Origin of the sequence: Butyricicoccus sp. AF18-9LB (assembly GCF_027684505.1) — a bacterium.
In the GTDB taxonomy this organism is placed as follows: Bacteria; Bacillota; Clostridia; order Oscillospirales; family Butyricicoccaceae; genus Agathobaculum; species Agathobaculum butyriciproducens.
This window is the reverse complement of sequence record NZ_JAQCWA010000010.1, coordinates 46,846-70,126: the sequence shown is the minus strand read 5'-3', so window position 1 is coordinate 70,126 and position 23,281 is coordinate 46,846. Positions and strand designations below refer to the sequence as shown.

General features: G+C 58.2%; 20 protein-coding genes. 2 read left to right on the top strand and 18 right to left on the bottom strand.

Annotation, left to right across the window (positions count from 1 at the left end):
* Positions 1 to 52: 52 nt before the first annotated feature.
* The 5 genes from PGY33_RS08065 to PGY33_RS08045 form a co-directional block, all read right to left on the bottom strand.
* Complete coding sequence (locus PGY33_RS08065) at positions 53 to 934, bottom strand: aldose 1-epimerase family protein (RefSeq protein ID WP_270478125.1); 882 nt, start codon at positions 932 to 934, stop codon at positions 53 to 55.
* Positions 935 to 1,190: 256 nt separating this feature from the next.
* On the bottom strand, positions 1,191 to 1,538 hold the full coding sequence (locus PGY33_RS08060; protein WP_118478452.1) for an Hpt domain-containing protein: 348 nt from the start codon (positions 1,536 to 1,538) through the stop codon (positions 1,191 to 1,193).
* 14 nt (positions 1,539 to 1,552) lie between these two features.
* Positions 1,553 to 3,934 carry a diguanylate cyclase gene (locus tag PGY33_RS08055; protein WP_270478123.1) on the bottom strand — a complete coding sequence of 794 codons (2,382 nt, stop codon included), beginning with the start codon at positions 3,932 to 3,934 and terminating at the stop codon, positions 1,553 to 1,555.
* A gap of 275 nt (positions 3,935 to 4,209) precedes the next feature.
* On the bottom strand, positions 4,210 to 6,057 hold the full coding sequence (gene feoB, locus PGY33_RS08050; RefSeq protein ID WP_270478121.1) for a ferrous iron transport protein B: 1,848 nt from the start codon (positions 6,055 to 6,057) through the stop codon (positions 4,210 to 4,212).
* Positions 6,054 to 6,293, bottom strand: coding sequence for a FeoA family protein (locus PGY33_RS08045; protein ID WP_110435094.1), 240 nt, complete (start codon positions 6,291 to 6,293; stop codon positions 6,054 to 6,056). Before PGY33_RS08045 ends, feoB begins: the two co-directional genes overlap by 4 nt.
* 119 nt (positions 6,294 to 6,412) lie before the next feature.
* Here PGY33_RS08045 and PGY33_RS08040 point away from each other — a divergent pair, with 119 nt between their 5' ends.
* Positions 6,413 to 7,351 (top strand): S1 RNA-binding domain-containing protein, encoded by a 939-nt coding sequence (locus tag PGY33_RS08040; RefSeq protein ID WP_270478119.1) that lies wholly within the window; start codon positions 6,413 to 6,415, stop codon positions 7,349 to 7,351.
* A 50-nt stretch (positions 7,352 to 7,401) separates the two neighbouring features.
* Here the strand turns inward: PGY33_RS08040 and PGY33_RS08035 are convergent, their stop codons facing one another.
* Positions 7,402 to 8,652 carry a replication-associated recombination protein A gene (locus PGY33_RS08035; protein ID WP_181967685.1) on the bottom strand — a complete coding sequence of 417 codons (1,251 nt, stop codon included), beginning with the start codon at positions 8,650 to 8,652 and terminating at the stop codon, positions 7,402 to 7,404.
* A 272-nt stretch (positions 8,653 to 8,924) separates the two neighbouring features.
* Between PGY33_RS08035 and hisC the strand changes: the two genes are divergently transcribed.
* Positions 8,925 to 9,980: a histidinol-phosphate transaminase gene (hisC, locus tag PGY33_RS08030; protein ID WP_270478116.1), complete on the top strand. Its 1,056-nt coding sequence runs from the start codon at positions 8,925 to 8,927 to the stop codon at positions 9,978 to 9,980.
* A 72-nt stretch (positions 9,981 to 10,052) separates the two neighbouring features.
* On the opposite strand, the gene PGY33_RS08025 is transcribed toward hisC, so the two are convergent.
* The 12 genes from PGY33_RS08025 to rlmN all read right to left on the bottom strand — a co-directional run bounded on the left by PGY33_RS08025 (position 10,053) and on the right by rlmN (position 23,242).
* Positions 10,053 to 10,319: a phage holin gene (locus PGY33_RS08025; protein ID WP_118285680.1), complete on the bottom strand. Its 267-nt coding sequence runs from the start codon at positions 10,317 to 10,319 to the stop codon at positions 10,053 to 10,055.
* Positions 10,316 to 10,561 carry a hypothetical protein gene (locus tag PGY33_RS08020; RefSeq protein WP_118285681.1) on the bottom strand — a complete coding sequence of 82 codons (246 nt, stop codon included), beginning with the start codon at positions 10,559 to 10,561 and terminating at the stop codon, positions 10,316 to 10,318. The genes PGY33_RS08025 and PGY33_RS08020 overlap by 4 nt, the downstream gene beginning before the upstream one ends.
* Before the next feature lie 105 nt (positions 10,562 to 10,666).
* Positions 10,667 to 11,257 carry an HD domain-containing protein gene (locus tag PGY33_RS08015; RefSeq protein ID WP_270478109.1) on the bottom strand — a complete coding sequence of 197 codons (591 nt, stop codon included), beginning with the start codon at positions 11,255 to 11,257 and terminating at the stop codon, positions 10,667 to 10,669.
* Between the two features lie 58 nt (positions 11,258 to 11,315).
* On the bottom strand, positions 11,316 to 11,771 hold the full coding sequence (gene nrdR / locus PGY33_RS08010; protein WP_270418404.1) for a transcriptional regulator NrdR: 456 nt from the start codon (positions 11,769 to 11,771) through the stop codon (positions 11,316 to 11,318).
* 175 nt (positions 11,772 to 11,946) lie between these two features.
* Entirely contained in the window at positions 11,947 to 14,334 is a 2,388-nt protein-coding gene (gene secD, locus PGY33_RS08005; protein WP_270478106.1) for a protein translocase subunit SecD, read from the bottom strand.
* Positions 14,335 to 14,663: 329 nt separating this feature from the next.
* The gene (gene purB, locus PGY33_RS08000) at positions 14,664 to 16,094 is read right to left on the bottom strand and encodes an adenylosuccinate lyase (protein WP_116704618.1); all 1,431 of its coding nucleotides are present in this window, start codon (positions 16,092 to 16,094) and stop codon (positions 14,664 to 14,666) included.
* A 302-nt stretch (positions 16,095 to 16,396) separates the two neighbouring features.
* Positions 16,397 to 17,596 carry a pyridoxal phosphate-dependent aminotransferase gene (locus tag PGY33_RS07995; RefSeq protein WP_199667353.1) on the bottom strand — a complete coding sequence of 400 codons (1,200 nt, stop codon included), beginning with the start codon at positions 17,594 to 17,596 and terminating at the stop codon, positions 16,397 to 16,399.
* 147 nt (positions 17,597 to 17,743) lie between these two features.
* Complete coding sequence (locus tag PGY33_RS07990) at positions 17,744 to 18,400, bottom strand: thiamine diphosphokinase (protein ID WP_118360819.1); 657 nt, start codon at positions 18,398 to 18,400, stop codon at positions 17,744 to 17,746.
* A complete protein-coding gene (gene rsgA, locus PGY33_RS07985) occupies positions 18,370 to 19,269 on the bottom strand; it encodes a ribosome small subunit-dependent GTPase A (protein WP_270478103.1) in 900 nt (299 codons plus the stop codon). The genes PGY33_RS07990 and rsgA overlap by 31 nt, the downstream gene beginning before the upstream one ends.
* A gap of 17 nt (positions 19,270 to 19,286) precedes the next feature.
* On the bottom strand, positions 19,287 to 21,389 hold the full coding sequence (pknB, locus tag PGY33_RS07980; protein ID WP_270478101.1) for a Stk1 family PASTA domain-containing Ser/Thr kinase: 2,103 nt from the start codon (positions 21,387 to 21,389) through the stop codon (positions 19,287 to 19,289).
* Between the two features lie 6 nt (positions 21,390 to 21,395).
* Positions 21,396 to 22,148, bottom strand: coding sequence for a Stp1/IreP family PP2C-type Ser/Thr phosphatase (locus tag PGY33_RS07975; protein ID WP_270478098.1), 753 nt, complete (start codon positions 22,146 to 22,148; stop codon positions 21,396 to 21,398).
* Between the two features lie 44 nt (positions 22,149 to 22,192).
* Positions 22,193 to 23,242, bottom strand: coding sequence for a 23S rRNA (adenine(2503)-C(2))-methyltransferase RlmN (gene rlmN, locus PGY33_RS07970; RefSeq protein ID WP_270478096.1), 1,050 nt, complete (start codon positions 23,240 to 23,242; stop codon positions 22,193 to 22,195).
* Positions 23,243 to 23,281 lie beyond the last annotated feature (39 nt).

The window sequence follows — 23,281 nt, the reverse complement described above, 5'->3', positions numbered from 1 at the left end:
CAAAGAGGACTGCAAACGCAGTCCTCTTTTTTATCCACAGACGGTGGATAACTTATTCATCGATGATGGTGGTGAACGTCAGGGTTTCGCTTTCGTTCGGATGCAATTTGCGGATACCCTGCTTGTGCTCGATGGCATGGTCAAGGTGATTGCCGTCCGGCAGGGTGCTCCACGGCTCGAGGCAGACGAACGGCACCTCGAAATCCTTGTACGGGCTCCACACCGCGAAATAGTCGAAGTCGGTGAAGTCCATCGTCACGCGGCGGCGGTTCTTCGTGCTGGCAATGGTTGCCGTGCGGAACGGCAGACCCTCGGTCATGACTGCATCGTTTGCAAACAGCTCGCGGGAAATCGGCAGTCTGCCGTCGGTCAGCGGAACGGAAATGCGGTCGGCGGTCAGCATGACGTTCTCGTCGGTTGCAATGCGGCTGAGCGCGTCCGTGCCCTCAAACTCCACATAGTAGTCGGTTATCTTCTCGCCGTCCTCCCAGCAGAGCGTATAGGCGTCATGGCCGCCAATCTCGTAATACATCACGGAATCGCTCGTATTCTTGACGATATGCTCCTTTTTCAGCGCATTTCCGTCCAAAGTATAGCGCACGGTGCAGATAAAATCCCACGGATACATCTTTTTCGTGTACTCGCTCGGCGTGAGCGTGAATTCCGCACAGGTGCCGCTGATTTTCTGTGCCTGCCACGCCAGATCGCGTCCGAAGCCGTGCTGCGTGATCTCATACGGCCTGCCGTCCACGGTGTAGGTCTTGTCCTTAAGCCGTCCCACGATTGGGAACAGAATGGGCGCATGGCGTTTCCATGCCGCCGGATCGCCCTTCCAGACGTACTCCGTGCCGTCCTTTTTGCTCGTAAAGCGGGTCAGCTCGGCACCGAATTCGTTAATTTCCACGCGAAAGCGTTCGTTTTCCAATACCTGCATGGGTTTTTCCTCCTTTACTTGAGGCAATACCACATAATTAAAGCTGCGGCGCTTTACGGAAATTTTGTGTCCTGACTTCGTTGCGATTTCACGGTAATACATCAAGTATTACCGCAAAACCGCGTCTTGTCAGTACGCAAAATTTACTCGTAAATCGCTCTTGTTCAATTATGTGGTATTACCTTAAGTTCAGGATACCCACTTTATCCGGTAAAGTCAAGAAAAAAGGACGAACCAAACGGTTCGTCCTTTGCTTTTACTCCAGCTCCGAAATCGCTCTGCGGATTGCGGCATCCTGCTGCTCCACAGCGTCGAGCAGGCTCCTGTCCTCGAGCGGCTTATTGCCTCTCATGGCCTCGGTCAGCACAGCGCTGACCTGATACAGCCGCTCAAAGCCAAGGTTCTGCGCTACGCCCTTGAGGGTATGCGCACCGCGGAAGGCAGCCTCCCAGTCCTGCTGCAGGGCCGCGTTGTGCAGGTCGGCGCAGGTCGGGTCGTCCTGATACATCTTCACGAACTTTTTCACCATGTTCTCATTGCACAGGCGCTGCAGCGTGTCCGCATAATCGCCGCCGATCTGTGCGTAAAACTCTTCCAGATTCATGTATGTACTCCTCCTCAGGTCTGTACGTCGTTGCGCTTTTGCTTTGCCCAGTACATCAGCTTGTCCGCCCGGCGGATGGCCTCGATCAGCGGATGCGCCTGATACACACCGCCGATGCTGACGGTCGGGTGGATATTCTCGTACTGCGGGATTTCAGTTGTGTACACGGCTCCCCGAATGTGCTCGAGTGTCGAACGGAATTTCTCCGCCGGGATATGCGACAGCAGCAGCACAAATTCATCGCCGCCATAGCGGACGAGTGTGTCCGCTGTGTTGACGCGCGCGAGAATGACATTCGCAACGTGCCGCAGCACCGCGTCGCCCGCAAGGTGGCCGTATTCGTCGTTGATCTCCTTAAAGTTGTCAATGTCGATCACCGCCAGTGCCTCCGCCTTTTCCAGCTCGGGCTGCTGGTCCTCGAGGTAGCGGCGCCCGTACGCGCCCGTCACCGGATCCAGATAAAAATCCTCTCCGTGCGAGGCATCCAGCCGGAACCGCCGCCCGCCGCTCGTCACCCAAACGCTGTCGCTGAGCCTGCTGCCCAGCTCGAGCACGCACTCGCGTCCGTCCACGACCAGATAGCGCGAAATCAGCTGATACGCGCACTCGTCGGTAAGCTCCAGCTTGCTCATGCGCGTCTTGTCCTCCATGCAGCGGCAGGAAATGCATCTGCTGCATCTTTTTCCGTGATTCCACACCGGAGAGCACGGCAGGACGCGGTCCGAGAACGTGCCGTCCGCATTCAGCTGCAGGATTTCGCCCCTTTTCGGATCAACCAGCCGCACCACATCAAAAATACGGCTCATGCCCTCCATTGAAGCCGCAAGCTGCCTTCCGGTGACAGCGCCGGAATCCGGCAGCGCCATTTCCGGCAGCATGATATCGGTCTGCATCTCGCGGAACTGACCGACAGCGCCGAGATACCGCGGCTTGGCGTCACTCGACCAGAGCGCACGGGCCGCGAGCATGTACTCGTGTTCCCAGCCGTTCTCCGGAAACCGCAGGGTGATCGGCATGCTGACATCCGGAGCATCCCGCGTGGTAACATACAGCGCGTTTTCCAGGCGGTGAAGGTCATCCTTGCTGAAGATCGTGAATTTTTCCGTATCCGCCGCATCATACAGACGGCTGCCAAACGGCAGCGTATCCGTGTGGTCCGTCACAGAGATGGTGCGCGTTGCCGCATCATAGTCGAACTGAATGCCGTAGGACTGCTTGGCAAAGAAGTCGGTCTTGATACGCTCGGTCTCGAGCGCCTGAATCGAGCGCCCGACCTGCGGCGTCGCCTGCTTGAGCATCATTTCGGTCGAAAGCTGCTGCGTGCGCACCGTGCTGTGCATATATCCCTCGTTCGCCTCGCGCAGACGCTCCCTGATCTGCAGCGACGCATCGAGCAGGCACTCGAGCAGCAGCGGATTGAACGTGCCGCACTCGCCGTTTACGATCATCCGCAGGGCGGTCTCGTGGTCATACGCGGACTTGTAGCAGCGCACGCTTGTCAGCGCGTCGTACACATCGGCAACCGAAACGACCTGCGCCGCAATCGGGATCTCCTCGCCGGTCAGGCCGTCCGGATAGCCGCGGCCGTCGTATCGCTCATGGTGCCAGCGCGCGATCTCATACGCGGTCTTGAGCAGCGGCTCCTCATTCGAGAACGGCAGGTCGTGCAGGATATCCGCGCCGACCGTCGTGTGCGACTTCATGATCTCAAACTCTTCCTTTGTCAGCTTGCCGGGCTTGTTGATGATCTCATCCGGAATGCTGACCTTGCCGATATCGTGCAGCGCGGACGCACTCGAGATCAGCTGAATATCCTCCTGCGTCAGCGAATAGCGGTCGGTCTTCTGCACCAGACGGCTCAGCAGCACCTCGGTAATGGTGCGGATGTGCAGCACATGCGGGCCGCTCTCGCCGTTGCGGAACTCGACAATATGGCTGAAGATATTGATCATCAGGTCGCTGATCTTTTCTTTTTCGTAAATCTGCTCGGCGGCAAGCCGCATCAGCCGCTTCTGCTTGGCAGCCAGTATCAGCGCGTTGACCACGCGGCGGCGCACGACCAAGCGGTCGAACGGGCGGCTGATATAGTCGGTAACGCCGAGGTCATACGCGCGCTCGATGTGCTCGATGCCGTTCTCCGCTGAGATCATCACCACCGGGATATCCTCGATCTGGCGGTTGTTGTTCATCGCGGTCAGCACGTCAAAGCCGTTCATCTCCGGCATGACCATATCCAGCAGGATAAGGTCGATATCGGTGTGCGTCCGCAGCAGCTCGATCGCGCGTGCGCCGTTTTCCGCCTCGATAAAATTGTATTCATCACCAAGAATATCGGCTAAGATCGTGCGATTCAGCTCGGAATCATCTACGATCAGAATCGTGCTTTTCTCTTTCATTCGTGCTAAAACCTCCTGCCGGTCAAGCAATAGATACCGTGATTGATTGATCACAGGCCGCATAAAACAAATCGTGTTCCTGCATGCATCTGCATGCATAAAAGCCGAGGTCTGCAAGGCAGAAAACCGGCAGGGATAACGCTAAAATAATCCATTAGTATGATAACATTCTTTACAGGTTTATGCAAGCTATTTTGTTTTGAAAATGCAGATTTTTTAACATTTCACACGTTTTACCCTAAAAAAAAAAAAAAAACGCACTTTTTTCCTGCTTTTCAGCCTGCCGAAGCAAGCATGCAGTGTATCAATATGCAAAGGGCAAGCCCGATTCCCGCAGGAATCAGCACCGCCGCCAGTGTCCACTTTGCGCTGCGCGTCTCCTGCAGGATGGTAAGGCAGGTTGTCGAGCACGGCGCGTGCGCCACGGTGAGCACCAGTGTGCAGAGCGCGGTCTGCACCGTCCAGCCGTTTGCCAGCAGCAGCGCACGGAAGGAGGCAAAGTCCACGCCGGAGGCGATCGTGCCGGACGAGAGGTAGCCCATCACGATGAGCGGCATGACCAACTCATTCGCCGGAAAGCCGAGGATGAACGCAAGCAGTATCACGCCGTCTATCCCGAACACCCGCGCTGCCGGGTCTAAAAATGCCGTGATGTGCGACAGGATAGCTGTATTCCCGATCTGCACATTGGCGAGCAGCCAGATGAGCACGCCCGCCGGAGCCGCCACAGCGGCGGCTCTCGCAAGGACGAACAGCGTCCGGTCGCGCACGCTGCGCACGATAACGCGCCCAATCTGCGGCATGCGGTACGGCGGCAGCTCGAGCGCAAACGACACCGCCTCTCCGCGCAAAACCGTTGCCGAGAGAATGCGCGACACGAGCAGCGTCAAGCCCACGCTTGCCGCGATGACGCCGGTCAGCAGCAGCGCGCCGCCTGCCGCGCTGCCCGCGAAAAACACTGAGCACAGAAAAATGAGCAGCGGAAACCGTCCGTTGCACGGCGCAAAGCTGTTGGTGAGGATGGCAATCAGCCGCTCCCGCGGCGAGTCGATGATGCGGCAGCCACTTACGCCGCAGGCGTTGCACCCGAAACCCATGCACATGGTCAGGCTCTGCTTGCCGCTCGCTCTCGCGCACTGGAAGGCGTGGTCAAGCTGAAACGCCACGCGCGGCAGGTAGCCTGCGTCCTCAAGCAGCGTGAACAGTGGGAAGAAAATCGCCATCGGCGGCAGCATGACCGAGACCACGGTTGCCAGCACGCGCCACAGCCCGTCGGTCAGCATCGAGACGAAAAACGGCGGCAGTCCCAGCTTCGCAAGCGCGCCCGCAAACGGCGTGCCGAGTGCCAGAAGATGCGTGCTCAGCCACTCGCTCGGCACGTTTGCGCCGAATAGAGTGATGTAAAACACGCCTGCGAGCAGCAAAAGCATGAGCGGCACGCCGAACCTCCGGCTGAGGATCACATCGTCCGCTCGGTCATCCCGCGCGCAGGCGCATTCCGGCTGTCTGACGCACGTCAGCGCGATCTCCTCCGCGCGGAGTGCCGCCGCTGCGGTTGCAATATCGTCCCTCTGTTCCTCCGTCAAATCCTCGTCCATCGCCGGATAGCGGATGGCGGTCGGGTGCGTTTCATTTTCGCCTGCCGCCGCTCGGCGTATCGCGGCTTCAAGCTCGGGCAGACCCTTTCCCTGCCGTGCGGCGCACGGTATCACCGGTATGCCAAGCTCCCGCTCGAGCGCGGCAGCATCAATCTCAATGCCCTTTTTTGCGGCTTCATCCATGAGATTCAGGCACAGAATGGCGTTTTTCTGTACCTCCAGTACCTGCAAAGCAAGGATGAGGCTGCGCTCCAGACAGCCCGCGTCCGCCACGAGCACCACCGCGCACGCCTGACCCGAAACCAGAAATTCCCGCGCGGCACGCTCCTCCTCCGAGTGCGCCCGCAGCGAATAAGTACCCGGCAGGTCGGTCAGCGTCAGTCCGCCGCCGCGCAGCCTGCCCTCGGCGCACGCGACTGTTTTTCCGCTCCAGTTGCCGGTGTGCTGACGGCTGCCGGTCAGGGCGTTGAACACGGTCGATTTGCCGACGTTCGGGTTGCCTGCCAGCGCCACGGTGCGCCTCATGGCTGCACCTCGATTTGAGCGGCATCGCATTTACGCAGGGCAACCACCGCGCCGCGTATCCGGTACGCGATTGGGTCGCCCGAAAGCGCACGCCGCACACAGGTAACGCGCGTGCCCGGCACTAACCCTAAATCCTGCACGCGCCGCCGCATGCCGCCGCTGAGGTGCAGCGCCGCAACCCGCGCCTGCTGTCCGTCCCGCAGCGCCGACAGCGAAATATTTGCCGAATCTGCCATCCAATCAGCCCCTTATCCATAATTTCTGTTTACAGACTATGCACTTTTGCGAAATTTGGTGCTACTCTGCCCTGCCTGCACATATAGTAAGGCAGACCCCAAAGGAGGCTCGGCTGCATATGAAAACAAGCGAATCCTATCTGCCCGAGGGCAGCTACATGGTACGGCCTGCGGTCCGGCAGGCATTTTCGACACTCGGCGCGCTGCGGCAGGCGCAGGACGAGGGACGCATTCTGGAAGCCGTCGCACAGCGGTGCACCGCCGCGCACGACCTGCTGTTCGACCTCGGCATCGCACAGGGCATCCTGCCGCGCGTGTCCTGCGCGCTCGGCGTGGCGGAGGGCGACACGCGCGAGATTGCCATCCTGTCGCGTGTAGGCAAGCCCACCTGCTTCGTCGTCACCGATATCGACGAGAGCACGGACCCGCCCACGGCGTGGCTGTCGCGCACCATCGTTCAGCAGAAGGCGCAGGACCGGCTGCTCGATTCCCTCCGTCCGGGTGACGTGATTCCGGCGCGTGTGACGCATCTGGAGCCGTTCGGTGCATTCGTGGACGCAGGCTGCGGCGTGCCGTCGCTCATCGGCATCGAAAATCTGTCCGTGTCGCGCATCTGCCACCCGAGCGACCGATTGACCGTCGGGCAGTCCATTTTAGCCGCTGTCCGCACCGTGGAGCCGGAAAACCGGCGAATTTCACTCACCCACCGTGAGCTGCTCGGCACCTGGGCGCAGAACGCGGCGCTGTTCTCCGTCGGTGAGACCGTGCGCGGCGTTGTCCGCTCCATCGAGCCGTACGGCGTGTTCATCGAGCTTACGCCCAACCTGTCCGGCCTTGCGGAGCCGCGCGCAGACCTGCGGCCCGGCATGGCGGTATCCGTGTACATCAAGTCCATCCTGCCGCAGCGGATGAAGGTAAAGCTGACCATCATCGACGTTCTTGCGCCGTATGATGCACCGACACCGCCACGGTATTTCATCACCGAAGGACACATTGATGAATGGACCTATACGCCGGTTGGGTGCGATAAAAAGCCGGTTAAAACCGTTTTCGAGTGAACAGCAAAAAAATGGAGAATGAAACCGTCACGTTCATTCTCCATTTTCCATTATTTCTGATTTTTCACTCTATCCCAGTACGCTTTCGCGGCCTGTTCGGTCTTATTCGGGCCGTATTCGTAGTATTGTGCGCCGCGCAGCTCCTCGGGCAGATACTCCTGCTGCACCCAATGGTTGGGGTACATATGCGGATACTGATACGTCAGTCCGCGGCCTAATTTCTTTGCGCCGCCGTAATGCGCATCCTTAAGGTGCGCCGGAATATCGCCTGCCCTGCCCGCCCGAATGTCGGCAATGGCGGCATCAATACCATTGATGGCGCTGTTGGATTTGGGCGCGGTCGCCATCAAAATGATCGCTTCCGCGAGCGGAATCCGCGCCTCGGGCAATCCCAGCTGGAACGCGCTGTCCACGCACGCCTTGACGATGGCGGCGCACTGCGGGTACGCCAAACCGATATCCTCGCTTGCAATAACGAGCATGCGCCGCGCCGCGGAGATCATATCGCCTGCCTCGAGCAGCCGCGCGAGATAATGCAGGGCGGCATCCGGGTCGGAGCCGCGCACGGACTTCTGCAGCGCCGAGAGGATGTCGTAATGGCTGTCACCGTCGCGGTCGTAGCGCATATTCGACCGCTGCGCCGCCTGCTGCGCGTCCGCGAGCGTGATGCCGTCCGCCCCCGCACCGGAGACAAGCAGCTCGACCGCGCCGAGCGCCTTGCGTACATCGCCGCCGACTGCCTGCGCGATGTAATCCGCCACACCGTCCTCGACCGGCTTTGCATCCTCGCCCATCGCAAGCTTCAACGCACGTTCCACTGCCCGGCGCATATCGGCAGCCTCGACCGGCTTGAACTCGAATACCGTGCAGCGGCTTAAAATCGCGTTGTAGATGTAAAAATACGGGTTTTCCGTTGTGGATGCGATGAGCGTGATCTTGCCGGTTTCGATGAATTCAAGCAGGCTCTGCTGCTGCTTTTTGTTGAAATACTGGATCTCATCGAGGTACACGAGCGCACCGTTCGGCGCAAGAAAGGTGTCCAGCTCGTCGATGATCGCCTTGATGTCGGCAATGCCCGCTGTGGTGGCGTTTAAGTGGTACAGCTTGCGGTCGGTCTGCTGCGCGATGATGGACGCGACCGTGGTCTTGCCCACACCGGACGGCCCGTAAAATATCAGGTTCGGGATGCTGCCGCTTTCAATGACGCGGCGCAAAAGGCCGTTTTCGCCCAGTAGATGCCGCTGCCCGACCACATCGTCCAAAGTCTTCGGACGGATTTTGTCTGCTAAAGGTTGGTACATAATTTCACCTTAACCATTTTTTTCGTAGGGCGTGACAAGGTGAATTGCCCTGCAGGGCAAGAGATGGTCCTCTGGAGGACGACCTCGGCACGCCGTTGTAAACCATCTGCATACCGTTCAATGCGGCGCGCCGAGTCGTCGCGCCCTACGATTATCGTTCATATGTTATGAATTATATCATAAATTTTCGTTATCGACAAACCCTCTTGACTTTATCACTTTATTATGATAAACTATCCCCATCAAAGAAAACGAACACAGGAGGTCTCCCCATGGACAAGCCTTTTCTCGATAAGCTGCGCAAGATCGACCCGTATGTGCCGGGCGAGCAGCCGAAAACCGACAATATCATCAAGCTGAACGCCAACGAGAACCCGTACCCGCCCGCGCCGTCCGTGACCGAGGTTCTGCGCACGTTTGACGCCGCAAAACTCGCAATTTACCCGGATGCGAACGCAAAAGCACTCAAAACCGCTATCGCAGAGCGGTTTGACCTGCAGCCGTCGCAGGTATTCCTCGGCAACGGCTCGGATGATGTGCTCGCGCTGGCGTTCCAGTCGTTTTTCTGCTCGGACAAGCCCATTCTCTATCCGGACATCACCTACTCGTTCTATCCGGTGTGGTGCGATCTGTTCCGCATTCCGTACGAAAACATGCCGCTTGACGAGGATTTCTGCGTCAATGTGCGTGATTACGACAAGCCGAACGGCGGTATCGTGCTGCCGAACCCGAACGCGCCGACCGGCCGCGGCGTAACGCTCGAGTTCCTCGAGGACCTGCTGCAGCACAATCAGGACTGCGTTGTCATCATCGACGAGGCGTATGTGGACTTCGGCGCGCAGAGCGCGGTTCCGCTGCTCGGCAAGTACGAAAACCTGCTCATCGTGCAGACGACAAGCAAGTCGCGCTCGCTCGCGGGCATGCGCATCGGCTACGCGCTCGGCTCGGAGACGCTGATTTCCACGCTCGAGGCGGTTAAAAACTCGTACAACTCTTACACGATGGACGCCATCGCACTTGCCGTTGGTGAGGCATCCATCCGCGACGAGGATTACTTCCAGCAGACCTGCCGTAAGGTCAGCACCACCCGCGACCGCTCGGCGGAGGCGCTGCGCGCGCTCGGCTTTACCGTGCTGCCGTCGCTGACAAACTTCCTGTTTGTCACCCACCCGGAGAAGAAAGCGCCGGATATCTTCGCCGCCCTGCGCGAAAAGGGTATCTTTATCCGCTATTTCAAGCTGCCGCGCATTGATAATTACCTGCGTATCACCGTCGGCACGGATGAGCAGATGGATAAGCTTATCGCCGCGCTGAAAGAGATTCTGTAAGAAAAAACCCTCTCAAACAAGCAATGTCAGTAAGTTAAGCTGACATTACTCTATGAGAGGGATTTTTTCTGTTTACTTCTGCGGAATGGTATACTGCCTTGCCCGTTCGCTGTCCGCGACACCCTTAGTTGTCGGATCGTTGACGGCGTTCCACACGCTCGACAGCACAAGGAACAGGCAATACGGATTGCGCACCGCATTGCAGAGCAGCGCGCCGACACTCTCCCAGGTGGTGAGGTCAGCGGCGGTCAGACCGGCATACGCCAGCACCGCAGCGAACGCGCTCACAACAATCTGCACCCAGAATACCGGATTCCTAAGCCGCACCTTCCAGTTCACTCGACTTCCTCCTTTTCCAAATCACTGATGCGGTGGTTAGCCACGCGGACACGCTCGTCCAGCAGCGCGACCTGCTGCTCCAGCCTGAAGGTTCGGGTGATGAGGTTATTGTGCTTTTCGACCTTTTTTTCAAGCTGTTCGATGCGGTAATTGACCAGCTTGCCGGAGACGATAATGCCGCCGGCCGTGCCCGCCAGCGTCCCCAGCAGACTCAGTCCCGCAATGATGATCTCAGCTGACACGTTTTCACCTCCTTGCTTTGCATAAGTGCCTGCACCCATACGCCGTTCAGAGGGGAAAATTGACCACGAATGGTCAACTCGGTCGAAAACGATTCCTATTTTCTTTTATTTTTCTTTGAGCGCACCCTTTTTGATGTTCGCCTGCAGAATGTTGTCCGTCAGCTCATACAGGTACGCCGAGCCTTTCTCCGTGCGGCTCTGGCGGCCGTAGACCTGCTTGGCGGTCACATCGTGGTCGGCCCAGTCGCTGCCGCCGTTGCTGTTGTTGAGCAGAAGCGGCTGCAGATTGTCCATCGCGTGGGCAAAGTGCGCCTCGGCGGTCTCATCGGCCTCAAATTCGTCAAAAACAGCCATCAGTTCGCGCTTCTGGTCGTCCGGCAGGAGCGAATAAATGCGCTGCTTTGCCGCGTCCTCGCGCGCCTTCTGCGTCTGCAGACCGTCGGTGTCGTAGGCGTAGGTGTCACCTGCGTCAATCTCCACCACATCGTGCAGCAGGCACATGAGCATGACCCGCGCCACATCCACCGGCTCGTTGGAATATTCCTGCAGCAGATACGCCATGATGGCCATGTGCCATGCGTGCTCGGCGTCATTCTCGCGGCGGCCGTGGCCGGAGAGATGCGTCTGCCGGAAAATGTTCTTCTCCTTGTCGATCTCAAGAATGAAATTCAACTGTTTCTGCAGCCGTTCGTCCATAAATCCATCTTCCTTTCGATATGAAAAAACGGGTACAGCCTGCGCCATACCCGCCGAATTATTTATCTTTGAGGAGCGTGTTCAGCTCTTCCATAAAGGTGTTGATGTCCTTAAACTGGCGGTAGACCGAGGCAAACCGCACATACGCGACCTCATCAACCTTACGCAGCTGCTCCATGACAAGCTCACCGATGACCTTGCTGGAAACCTCGCTTTCGAGCGAGCTGAACAGCTTCTGCTCGACGTGATCGACGATCTGTTCCAGCTGCATCAGCGAAACCGGGCGTTTCTCGCACGCCTTCACCAGACCGTTGAGCAGCTTCTGGCGGTCGTACGCCTGCCGGGTGCCATCGCGCTTGATCAGCATAAGCGGCATGCGCTCCACCGTCTCGTAGGTGGTAAAGCGTTTTCCGCAGTGGAGACATTCACGCCGGCGGCGGATGCTGGTACCCTCGTCCGTCGGACGGGAGTCCACGACCTTGCTGTCTTCAAAGCTGCAAAATGGGCACTTCATCGTACTTCCCCCTTGTGAACACCGCTTCACGCGCGTGGTTTGTTATCTGTCTGCTGTTATTATACTACGTGGGGTGCTGTTAAGTCAATTTTTTATTGTGATAAAGCGGCACCTTTTCCTGCACTGCCCTCCGGACGCAAAAAAGGCACCCGAACGGGTGCCTTTTCGATAGTCGTTAGATCTTGCGGCGGCGGCGGAACTTCTTACGGAAGAAGCCCCACAGACCGGTAGACAGCATAACGGACGACCAGCCGCCGGCCAGGATACCGACGATCAGCGGCAGGGTGAACTGCTTGAGCGACGGAACACCGAGGATGTATACCATGCCGATGGTGAACAGCGTGGTAAGCGTGGTGTTGATGGTACGGCCCATGGTCTGCCAGATGCTCTTCTCGCCGATGACCTCAAACGGCTCCTTGCGCGCGGTGCGCAGGTTCTCACGAACGCGGTCGAATACGATGATGGACGCGTTGATCGAGTAGCCGAGGATGGTCAGTGCAGCAGCAATGAAGTTGCTGTCGAGCGGAATCTGCAGCAGAACGTAAACGCTCAGCATAACGAGCAGGTCGTGAACCAGGCAGCAGATCGCAGCCAGACCACTGGTCAGCTCGAAGCGGAAGGTGATGTACAACAGCATCAGCAGGATTGCAAGGATCGAGCAGAGGAATGCCGAACGCTGCAGGTCGCTGCCGACAGAAGCGGATACGTCGTTGTTGTTGAGGATATCGGTATCGGCAAGGCTGTACTTCTCCAGCATCTTGTCGATCACGGCAGCACGCTGCTCGGAATCGATCGAGGTGGAGCGGATCAGCACGTCCTCGTTGCCGTCACCGGAGGAGGTTACAGAGGATGCGTCCACACCGGTTGCGTCCTTGAACAGATCGCTGACCTCGGTCTGGATATCCTGCGTAACTGCGGTATGCATGTTGAACTCCATCTCGGTACCGCCGGCAAAGTCGATGCTCAGGTTGAACAGGTTCTTGCCGAACGGCAGCAGAATCAGCGCAACAAGGCCGGTTACGATCAGTACGACAGAGATACCGCTGAAGATCTTGAAGTTCTTGAGGATCGGGAAATGCTTCTTCTCTTCCTTGCGCTCGCGCAGGCCGTAAGCCTTCGGATTGCGGATGTGGAAATCCACCATGCGTCTGAGCAGGAAGTGCGTGATGGTCAGCGCGGTGAACATCGAAACGATAACACCAATGCCCAGCGTGGTAGCGAAACCGACGATCGTGCCGGTGCCAAGGAAGAACAGCACGCCACACGCGATCAGGGTGGTGATGTTGGAGTCCAGAATTGCGGTGAACGCACGCTTGAAGCCGGAGTCAATGGCGCTCTTGACGGTCTTGCCGGCAGCCATTTCCTCCTTGATGCGCTCGAAGATAATGACGTTTGCGTCAACCGCCATACCGATGGACAGGATAATACCTGCAATGCCCGGCAGGGACAGGTTTACGCGGATCAGGCTGAACAGCAGCGCCTCGATAACCATGTAGAAGCACAGAGCGAAGCAGGAAACAACGCCCGGAATGCGGTACATGATGATCATGAACAGCATAACGAGTACCAGACCGATCAGGCCTGCCTTCAGGCTGGAGCTCATCGCGTCAGCGCCGAGCTGCGGGCCGACAGAGCGAAGCTCTACCTGCTTGAGCGAGAACGGAATCTGACCTGCGTTGATGAGGTTTGCCAGCTCGGTCGCGCTGTCGCGGGTGAAGTTGCCGGTGATAACACAGCTGTCGTTGTCGATCTTCTCGGAAACAGACGGATACGAGATGATCTGTTTATCCATCATGATGTACAGAATGTTGGTGCCGTCCGTGCGGGCAGCAACGGAGCCGGTCGCCTCAGCGAACTTCTTCCGGCCCTCGCTGGTGAACTGCACTTCAACGTAGTGCTGATCGGACATGCCGTTCGTCGGGTTGCCGTAGCCGTAGGACGCCTTCTTGATGTCCGAGCCGGACAGCCACTCCTTGCCGTCGGCATCGAGGAAGGTCAGCTGAGCGGTGGTGCCCAGGGTCTGTACGGCCTCCTCCGGGTTGGTGATCTGCGGGATCTCAACCGTTACGCGGTTCTCGCCGCTGAGGGATACGGTAGCCTCGGTAAAGCCCTTGTCGGTCAGACGCTGACGAATGACCTTCTGTACCGAGTTCATGTCGTCGGACAGGTTGTTGGTGTCGTAGCCGTCCGGGATTTCGGCCTCGTATACGATACGGGAGCCGCCGACCAGATCCAGACCCAGACGGATACCATTGTCGGTATCGAGTACGCTCGGGATGATGGCCTTCAGACCGGAGTCTGTCGTGTCTGCGGAATCGGTCGAAGCCGAGTCAGCAGAGGTGTCAGCAGACGCATCCGTGCTGTCTGCCTTGTTGTCCGCCGTGTCTGCGCTGTTGTCGGTAGACGAGGTGTCGCTCGTATCCGTCGCAGACGTGTCGGACGTTGCCGTGTTCCGGAACGGCATGGTCCAGCCGCCCGGAATGTACACTCCTGTTACCGCCGTCACGCCGAGGAAAATGATGATCAGCATGACCGCGATAAAGGAAGTTACACTCTTTTTCACTTGCAAGTGCCTCCTTTATTTTTTTGTTACACAACTGATTTAGTATACAGCATAATAGCCAAAAAGTCAATCATTCTGCACATATTGTATAACAATTCCGCGCCTGTGGCGCGTGTGCAATAGAATATCCCGCTGCGCGGGATATTCATAAAAACCGTGGGGCATGTACCTGTGCAGCGCGGCTTTTTAATGCCGCGCAAGGTTAGCACCGGTTTTTATACCGGTAAGCATATTTATGTGCCGCGTGCGACGCGCAAATATGCGCCCGGGATGTATCCGCGCCATGTGCGGTACATCCTATCTCGTTTCAGACTGTGATCTGAAACGAATCAAAGGTTGATCTCTACCTTTACGTCCTCACCGGTGAGGTACGGCGCGATCGCCGGACGAACACACTCGCTCAGGAACTCGTCTACCTGAGACGGGCAGCGGCCGATGTAAGCGGACGGGTCGAGGTGCTCGAGGATCTGCTCACGGGTCATGCCGAACATCGGGTCGCCGGCGATGCGGTCAACCATATCGTTCTCCAGACCCTCCTCCTTGATGCGCTTGCCCGCAGCCATGGAGTGCTCGCGGATGCGCTCGTGCAGGTCCTGACGGTTGCCGCCGCGCTTTACGGCGTCCATCATGATGTTCTCGGTTGCCATAAACGGCAGCTCGTTCATAACGTGCGCCTCGATGACCTTGGGGTAAACGACCAGACCGGAAACGACGTTGATCATGATGTTGAGGATTGCGTCAACGGCAAGGAATGCCTCCGGCACGGAAATGCGCTTGTTCGCAGAGTCGTCGAGCGTGCGCTCGAACCACTGGGTAGCCGAGGTGAACGCCGGGTTCAGGCTGTCGCAGATGACGTAGCGCGCCAGTGCGCAGATACGCTCGGAACGCATCGGGTTGCGCTTGTACGGCATGGCGGACGAGCCGATCTGGTTCTTCTCGAACGGCTCCTCTACTTCCTTGAGGTGCTGCAGCAGACGCAGGTCGGTTGCGAACTTGGAAGCGGATTCTGCGATACCGGCGAGCGTTGCGAGCGTCTGCGCGTCGATCTTGCGGGAGTAGGTCTGGCCGGAGACCGGAACCACGCCTGCAAAGCCGAAATCATCGGCAATGCGCTTCTCAAGCTCCTTAACCTTGCTCTCGTCGCCGTCAAACAGCTCCATGAAGGACGCCTGCGTGCCGGTCGTGCCCTTGCTGCCGAGCATGCGCAGGTTTTCGATGCGGTATTCTACCTCGTTCAAATCCATCAGCAGCTCGTTCATCCACAGGGTAGCGCGCTTGCCGACCGTGGTCAGCTGTGCCGGCTGGAAGTGGGTGAAGCCGAGGGTCGGCTGGGACTTGTGTGCATCCGCGAACTGCGCCAGCTTGTCCAGTACGGTCGCCAGCTTTTTGCGAACCAGCAGCAGACCCTCGCGGATCTGGATGATGTCGGTATTGTCACCGACATACGCGCTGGTAGCGCCGAGGTGGATAATGCCGGCCGCCTTGGGAGCCGCCTTGCCGAAGGTGTAAACGTGCGCCATAACGTCATGGCGTACCTCCTTCTCGCGCTGACGGGCCACATCGTAGTCGATGTCGGTCAGGTGCGCGGCCATCTCGTCCACCTGCTCCTGCGTGATCGGCAGACCGAGCGCCAGCTCCGCCTTAGCCAGCGACAGCCACAGCCGACGCCAGGTGGAGAACTTCATATCCGAGGAGAAGGTGTAGAGCATCTCCTTGGAAGCGTAGCGCGAAGAAAGCGGGCTTTCGTACACGTTGTTCATGTTATTCGTCCTTTCCGGTGTGTATTTTATCCAAATTATAACGAAATAACGGACTTGGATGGTATCTAATCTTCCATAACAGTCCGATTTTAGTTTAACACTTTGCACCGGTCATTTCAAGCAAAACCGACCGATTTTGCGCTATCTTGTAGCAATAAACAAAGTTTGCAGCGGTTTCGCCGTTAGATTTTGCGTCCTCCCCTTTTTCCTGCACCGCCTGCGCGGTTCAAGTGCCCCAGAGGTTCGGTGCAGAAACCAAAAAGCAGCACCCTTTTCAGAGTGCTGCTCGGAATTACGAATGCTTACGCGTTCTTAATAAACGCCTCGAGGCGGTCGAGACCCTTGTCAATCTCGGTGAGCGAGGTCGCATAGCTCCAGCGGACGAAGCCCGGCGCGGCAAATGCGGTGCACGGAACGGTCGCAACCAGACCCTTCTCAAGGAACAGCTGCGCGAAGTCCTCGGCGCTCTCGATGACCTTGCCGTACATGGTCTTGCCGAGGAAGCCCTTCATGTTCATCATAACATAGAACGCGCCCTCCGGCTTGATGCAGGAAACGCCCTCGATCTTGTTCATGCGCTCTACCAGATGGTCGCGGCGCTGCTCGAACGCCTGCTTCATCACCTGCATATCCTCCTGCGGGCCGGTCAGCGCGGTGATGGCCGCCTGCTGGGAAATGGTGGACGGTGCAGAGGTGGAGTGGCTCAGGTAGTTCGCCATCACCTTGGCCAGCTGCGGATTGGACGCGCTGTAGCCGATACGCCAGCCGGTCATCGCGTAGCTCTTGGACACGCCGTTGACCAGAATGGTGCGCTCCTTCACGTCCTCGCCCAGAGAAGCGAAGGACACAAACTCGTTGTTATCGTATACGAGGTTGCAGTAAATTTCATCCGCGATAACGTAGATGTTATGGCGGCAGCAAACCTCAGCGATCGCCTCCAGCTCGGCCTTGGTGTATACCATGCCGGTCGGGTTGGACGGAGAGTTCAGCATGAACACCTTGGTCTTGTCGGTAATGGCGGCATCCAGCTGCTCTGCGGTGATCTTGAAGTGCGCCTCCTCGGTTGCGGCTACGATGACCGGGATTGCACCTGCCTGCTTTACCATCTCGGAGTAGCTTACCCAGTACGGAGCCGCGATAACGACCTCATCACCCGGGTTGCACAGCGTCATCAGCGCAATATAAACCGAGTGCTTTGCACCCGAAGCCACAACGATCTGCGTCGGCTCGTAGTCCAGACCACAGTCCTCCTTCAGACGGTAGCAGGCTGCTTTGCGCAGGTCCATCAGACCGGCTGCCGGCGTGTACTTGGTCTGGTTGTTCTCAATGGCCTCGATACCGGCCTGCTTGATGTGCTCCGGCGTCGGAAAATCCGGCTCACCGGCACCAAAGCCGACAACGTCCTTGCCCTCTGCCTTCATCTGCTTGAACAGCGAATCAATGGCCAGCGTCGTGGACGCCTGCACACCTGCTGCAATCTTGGAAATCGGCTTCAATGCCATGCTCAGCACTCCCTTATATCTCTCATCAGTTATCATGTGTTTTTATTATATGCCTGCGAACTTATTTTTGCAAGTCCTGACTTAATAAATTGCAAAATCGACACAATAAAAAAACCCGCCGATATTGGCGGGTCAGGTGTGGAATTTTCACAAAACACGGTCGCGCGAGAAGATAATCAGAGCCGTTCCCCGTTCAATCGTGACGGCAAAGCGGCTGTTCGGTTTTGCCTCGTTCGAGGTGGAGATCATGCCGACACGGGTAACCGTGCCGTTCGTTAATTCATATTTTGCATTCTCGATGGTCACGCCCTCGAGCACCGCGTCCATCGGCACGACCGAGAAGTAGGTAAACGTCTCCGGCATGATGAATTCCTGCCGTCCGCCCTGATGCAGCTCAACGCGGTTGTACGGATCGAGGATGGTCAGGTGGCCGCCGAGCGTTTTTGCTTCCTCAAGCAGCGAGAGATTTGCCAGCATATGGTCGATGCGCCCGCCGGTCGCACACACGAGCGTCGCCTCGCGGCAGCCGCGGCGGAACACCTCCCGCAGACAGCTCTGCGAGTCCGTGTCGTCCTTCTCAGGTCTCAGCAGGATCACATCGTCTCCCTCTACCTCGGTCATGGAATCCCGGTCGGAGATCATGAAATCCGGGTGCAGACCGAGCGCCCGCGCGTGCCGCAGGCCGCCGTCCGCACACGCAACGAGCGCGTCCGGATGCTCGCGCAGAAACGCGCGGATGTAACCGTAATCGGTTTCCGGTGCAGCCGCAAAAATCAGCGCGTGCCGCCCTTGGTAAGTTCCCATTCCTTCAGATCCTTTACACTTTCATACAGCTTTACATAGCTTTCATGACGGGTTTTCGCAATTTCTCCGTTTTCCACCGCCGCAAGGATGGCACAGCCCTTCTCCTTGACATGCGCACAGCCGGTGAATCTGCACTGCCCGATGTACGGCTCGAACTCCGGAAATGCGTACTGCAGATCCTCGGCCAGCACCAAATCCATCTGCTCGGTCTCAAACGAGGAGAAGCCGGGCGTGTCCGCGATATAGCCGCCGCCTTCGATCGGGTGCAGCTCCACATGACGGGTGGTGTGCTTGCCGCGGCCGATCTTATCCGAAATCGCACCGACCTCGGCGCCGAACGAGCTGTCCAGCCGGTTGAGTACGCTCGACTTGCCGACACCCGAGTTGCCCGCAAACGCGCTCACCCTGCCGCGGATGCGCTCGCGCAGTGCGTCAATGCCTTCGCCGGTGTGCGCGCTCACGCGCAGCACCTCGATGCCGCTTTTGCGGTAGGTTTCATACAGCTCGTCACCCGGATTCGCGTCCGTCTTGTTGATGACGACCAGTGCGTCCATGTTCTTGTGCACCGCGATCGCCGTTACCTTGTCGATCAGGAACGGGTCGGTCACCGGCGGTGCCGCGCTCGCCACGGCAACGACCAGATCCAGATTCGCCACAGCCGGCCGGATCAGGCTGTTCTTGCGCGGCGCGATCGTCTGCAGATAGCCGGTGCCGTCCTCCGGCTGGATTTCCAGCGTTACCCGGTCCCCGACAATAGGCTTGCCCACGGTCTTGCGGAACCGTCCGCGTGCTTTGCATTCAATGAGGCCTTCGGCGGTATCCACATAGTAGAAACCGCCGATGCCCTTCAGAATGATCCCTTCGATCAAACTTAATTCCTCCGTTTTTAACTGAATGTGTACGTCTGCGAGGTAGTCGAACCGTCCACGCTGACCGTAACATCATGGTCGCCCACCGAGCCGCTCACCGAGATGGACGTGCTGCCGCCGCTCGTGCTGCAGGTGTCGTCATACTGGATCACGCCGTCCACATAGATGATAACATGCGCGGTATCCGTGTTGTCCGGCAGCGAAACCGGAATGGTCGCACTGCCGAGGCTCGGCGTATCGTCGTAGTCGCCATCGCCGTTGTCCTGACCGCCGGAATTGCCGCCGCTGTTATCCGGCGAGTTATTGTTCGATGTGCTCTTGCCCTTGGAGATCTGGATGTTGACCGTGCTGCCCTTGGTCACCTCAGCACCGGCATCCTGCGACTGCCATACGACCGACCCCGCTTCCGCAGAGCTGTCCACTTTGTCTACCGAGCCGATCTTCAAGCCCTTTGCCTCCAGCGCCGCACGCGCTCCGTCCTCGGTCATGCCGAGCAGACCGGGCACAGCAACGTTTTCGTTATCGTCCTTCTGCTTGCCCTTGCTGATATAGACGGTCAGCGTCGCGCCCTTTTCCAGCTCGGTACCCGCCTCCGGGTCGGTGCGGATGACCTTGCCTTCCTCCACGTCGTCGCTGTATTCCTCAACGACCTCGCACTTGATGTCGTGCGATGCCAGCGCCGCCTGTACATAATCGAGCGTCTTGCCGGTAAAGTCGATCACCTTGTAGGTATCCTTGACGTTTTCGCCGCCCGAGGACACCGTTACCGTGATGATCGTACCCTTGGTTGCCTTTTTCTTACCGTCGGCGTTCGGGTCCTGCTCGAGTATCTCACCGACCGGACGGTCGGATTCCTGCCGTTCGGTCGCTTCCTTTACCGTGAAGTTGTCGGTTATATCCGGGTCGGCCAGTACTTCGTCGATATTGCGTCCGAGGAGGTCGGGCACGATAATCTTCTCCGACTTGTCGCCGCTGCCGGTGATCACCAGAATGCCGACCAGCAGCAGACTGATCACCGCGATCACGCCGACCGCCATGCCGACCGCCATGCCGGGCCGCTCGGCCAGCTTTTCAAAAAAGCCGTCCGGCTCATCCTGCTCCTTTTTGCGGAAACCGGTGCGGGTGCGGGTCCGGGTCTGCGTGCGTGTGCGGGTGCGCGGCGCAGCTGCGCCCTCAACGGAAGCGGCTTCATGCTCTGCCGCACTGCGGCGCGCCGCACGCTGGATGTCCGCGCCGATGATCTGCGTCTCGCCCGAGTTATCCTCGCTTGCCACATAGTGGAAGCGTGCATTCGGGTCCGAGCGGAGCACCTCCATGTCCTCGTACATCTTTTCCGCAGATTCATACCGGCGGCTGATGTGCGCACTCATGGCGTGCATGACAATGTCGTCCATGCCCTTTGGAATGCCCGGCACAAACGCACTCGGGATGATCGGTACCTCATTGATGTGCTGCATAACGATCTGGAGCGCGGTTTCGCCCTCAAACGGCAGCTTGCCGGTCAGCATTTCGTACATCATCACGCCGAGCGAGTACAGGTCGGTGCGGTAATCGATCTTGCTGCCCTTGGCCTGCTCCGGCGAGATATAGTGCACCGAGCCGATGGCCTCCTGCACCACGCGGGTCTCCTGCGCGGCAGCGAACGAGGCAATGCCGAAATCGGTCAGCTTTGCCGTACCGTCCCGCAGAATGATAACGTTCTGCGGCTTAACGTCCTGATGGATGATGCCGCGCGAGTGTGCGTGCATGAGTGCGCGGGCAACCTGCTCAGCGAAGAAAATGGTCTCCTCCCACGACAGATGTCCCTTGCGCTGCAGATACTGCTTGAGGGTGATGCCCTCGATCAGCTCCATAACGATATAATCCGTGCCGTCCTCGCTGCCGACGTCGAACACGGAAACAATATTGTGGTGGCTCAGCTTGGCAACGGCGCGCGACTCAATGGAGAACCGCTTGCGGATATCCGGGTCCTCCGCGAACTCCTTTTTGAGCACCTTGAGTGCCACATCGCGCCCGAGAATAGTATCCCGCGCCCGGTAAACGACCGCCATGCCGCCGACGCCGACGATTTCTTCAATCTGATAGCGTCCGCCGAGCATACTGCCGATATATTTATCCATAATCCGTCACACTCCCTGCTTTTTGCCGAGGGTGAACAGCGCAACGGTGATGTTGTCGCGGCCGCCGCCGTCAAGCGCCAGCTGCAGCAGCGCGTCACCGGCCAGCTCGAGCGTCGGCGCGTTTGCCAGCACCTCCGCGATCCGGCTGTCCTCCGCCATGCCGGTCAGACCGTCCGAGCAGAGCAGCAGCATGTCCTTTTCGTTCAGGCGCACTTCAAACAGGTCGCCTTCGACATACGGCTCCACGCCTACCGCACGGGTGATGAGGTTTTTCTGCGGATGGGTGCGCGCATCCGCCTCGGTGATCTTGCCGCGGCGGCGCATTTCCTCCACATAGGAGTGGTCCTCGCTGATCTGGTGCATGGCTTCGCCGTCAAAGCGGTACGCGCGGCTGTCGCCCACGTTGATAACGGTCGCGCAGTCGCCCTGAATGAGCGCGGCAACCAGGGTCGTGCCCATGCCGCGGAACTCCGGCTGCCTGCCCGCCAGAGAGAAAACCGTCTCGTTCGCCTGCTTGAGCGCCTGCGTCAGCAGGTTCTGCCGAGCCGTTTCGTCCAGTGTGCCGCTTAAAGCGTCACCCGCGGACTCGATAAAGCTCTGCGCGGCAAAGCGGCTGGCTACGTTGCCCGCATTTGCACCGCCCATGCCGTCGCACACGACGAGGAGCGCGGTCCGGTTGTCCTCCCGCGCTTCGATCTGAAAAATATCCTGATTGGTCGGGCGCACCCGTCCCTTATCGGTCAAGCCGAAATATTCCATTTCACAACCTCCTTCGATTGTGTTTATATGTGAGAATATTCAAGTTAATCACGAGAACTGCTCTTTCCGTCCTCCTTCAGCTGCCGCTGACGGAGCTGACCGCAGGCCGCATCAATATCCGGACCCAGCTTGCGCCTTACGGTCGCGGTAACGCCGCGCTTCTCGAGCGCCTGCTGGAACCTGCGGACGGTTTCCGGCCTGGACGGCTTCAGCGGACTTTCCGCAACCTCATTCAGCGGAATGAGGTTGACGTGCGCCGGTCTTCCTTTCAGCAGCTTCGCCAGCAGGTCGGCCTGCCACGGGCGGTCGGTCTTGTCGCGCGCCATCATGTACTCATAGGAAATGCGCCGTCCGGTGGTGTCGAAATAGTACCGGCACGCCTTCATCAGGCGCTCGACCGGATACGCATCGTTCACCGGCATGATGGACGAGCGTGTTTCGTCATCCGGCGCGTGCAGCGACACAGACAGCGTGATCTGCAGCTTTTCCCGTGCTAACATCTCTATTCTATCAGCAATTCCGCTGGTTGACAAGGAGATATGGCGCTGTCCGATGTTGATTCCCTCCGGGCAGCTCACCAGATGCAGAAACTTGAGCACGTTGTCGTAGTTATCGAGCGGCTCGCCGGTGCCCATCAGCACAATGTTGGAGACCTTTTCGCCGCTGTCCTTCTGCATGAACAGGATTTCGTCCAGAATCTCGCCTGCGGACAGACTGCGCGTGCGTCCGTTCAGACCGGAGGCACAGAACTTGCAGCCCATCCGGCAGCCGACCTGCGTCGAAACGCAGACCGACACGCCATGCTCATAGTGCATCAATACGGACTCCACGCAGTTGCCGTCCCGCAGACGCCATAAGTATTTCACCGTGCCGTCCACGCGGCTCACCTGCTTGCGGGCGACCTCCGGTACGGTCAGCAGGAAATTTTCCGCTAAACGCGCCCGTAAGTCCTTGGATAAGTTGGACATCTCTTCAAAGGACTCCACACCCTCGTGAAGCCATTTGAAGATCTGTCCCGCACGGAACGGCTTTTCGCCCATTTCCTTCAAAGCGCTTTTCAGTTCATCTATTGTAAGGGATTTGATTTCGATCATGTGTCTCTCCTTCAAATCTTCTCTCTCGTTTTCCTGTAG

Excerpts from the sequence above, each read along its gene's own strand:
- PGY33_RS08015 (WP_270478109.1), bottom strand. The coding sequence starts at position 11,257 with ATGGACGAACGGCTGCAGAAACAGTTGAATTTCATTCTTGAGATCGAC.
- hisC (WP_270478116.1), top strand. The coding sequence starts at position 8,925 with ATGGACAAGCCTTTTCTCGATAAGCTGCGCAAGATCGACCCGTATGTG.
- PGY33_RS08065 (WP_270478125.1), bottom strand. The coding sequence starts at position 934 with ATGCAGGTATTGGAAAACGAACGCTTTCGCGTGGAAATTAACGAATTC.
- PGY33_RS07990 (WP_118360819.1), bottom strand. The coding sequence starts at position 18,400 with ATGGGAACTTACCAAGGGCGGCACGCGCTGATTTTTGCGGCTGCACCG.
- nrdR (WP_270418404.1), bottom strand. The coding sequence starts at position 11,771 with ATGAAGTGCCCATTTTGCAGCTTTGAAGACAGCAAGGTCGTGGACTCC.
- rlmN (WP_270478096.1), bottom strand. The coding sequence starts at position 23,242 with ATGATCGAAATCAAATCCCTTACAATAGATGAACTGAAAAGCGCTTTG.
- purB (WP_116704618.1), bottom strand. The coding sequence starts at position 16,094 with ATGAACAACGTGTACGAAAGCCCGCTTTCTTCGCGCTACGCTTCCAAG.
- PGY33_RS08060 (WP_118478452.1), bottom strand. The coding sequence starts at position 1,538 with ATGAATCTGGAAGAGTTTTACGCACAGATCGGCGGCGATTATGCGGAC.
- PGY33_RS08035 (WP_181967685.1), bottom strand. The coding sequence starts at position 8,652 with ATGTACCAACCTTTAGCAGACAAAATCCGTCCGAAGACTTTGGACGAT.
- pknB (WP_270478101.1), bottom strand. The coding sequence starts at position 21,389 with ATGGATAAATATATCGGCAGTATGCTCGGCGGACGCTATCAGATTGAA.
- feoB (WP_270478121.1), bottom strand. The coding sequence starts at position 6,057 with ATGAGGCGCACCGTGGCGCTGGCAGGCAACCCGAACGTCGGCAAATCG.
- PGY33_RS07995 (WP_199667353.1), bottom strand. The coding sequence starts at position 17,596 with ATGGCATTGAAGCCGATTTCCAAGATTGCAGCAGGTGTGCAGGCGTCC.
- PGY33_RS07975 (WP_270478098.1), bottom strand. The coding sequence starts at position 22,148 with ATGGAATATTTCGGCTTGACCGATAAGGGACGGGTGCGCCCGACCAAT.
- PGY33_RS08040 (WP_270478119.1), top strand. The coding sequence starts at position 6,413 with ATGAAAACAAGCGAATCCTATCTGCCCGAGGGCAGCTACATGGTACGG.
- PGY33_RS08045 (WP_110435094.1), bottom strand. The coding sequence starts at position 6,293 with ATGGCAGATTCGGCAAATATTTCGCTGTCGGCGCTGCGGGACGGACAG.
- PGY33_RS08055 (WP_270478123.1), bottom strand. The coding sequence starts at position 3,934 with ATGAAAGAGAAAAGCACGATTCTGATCGTAGATGATTCCGAGCTGAAT.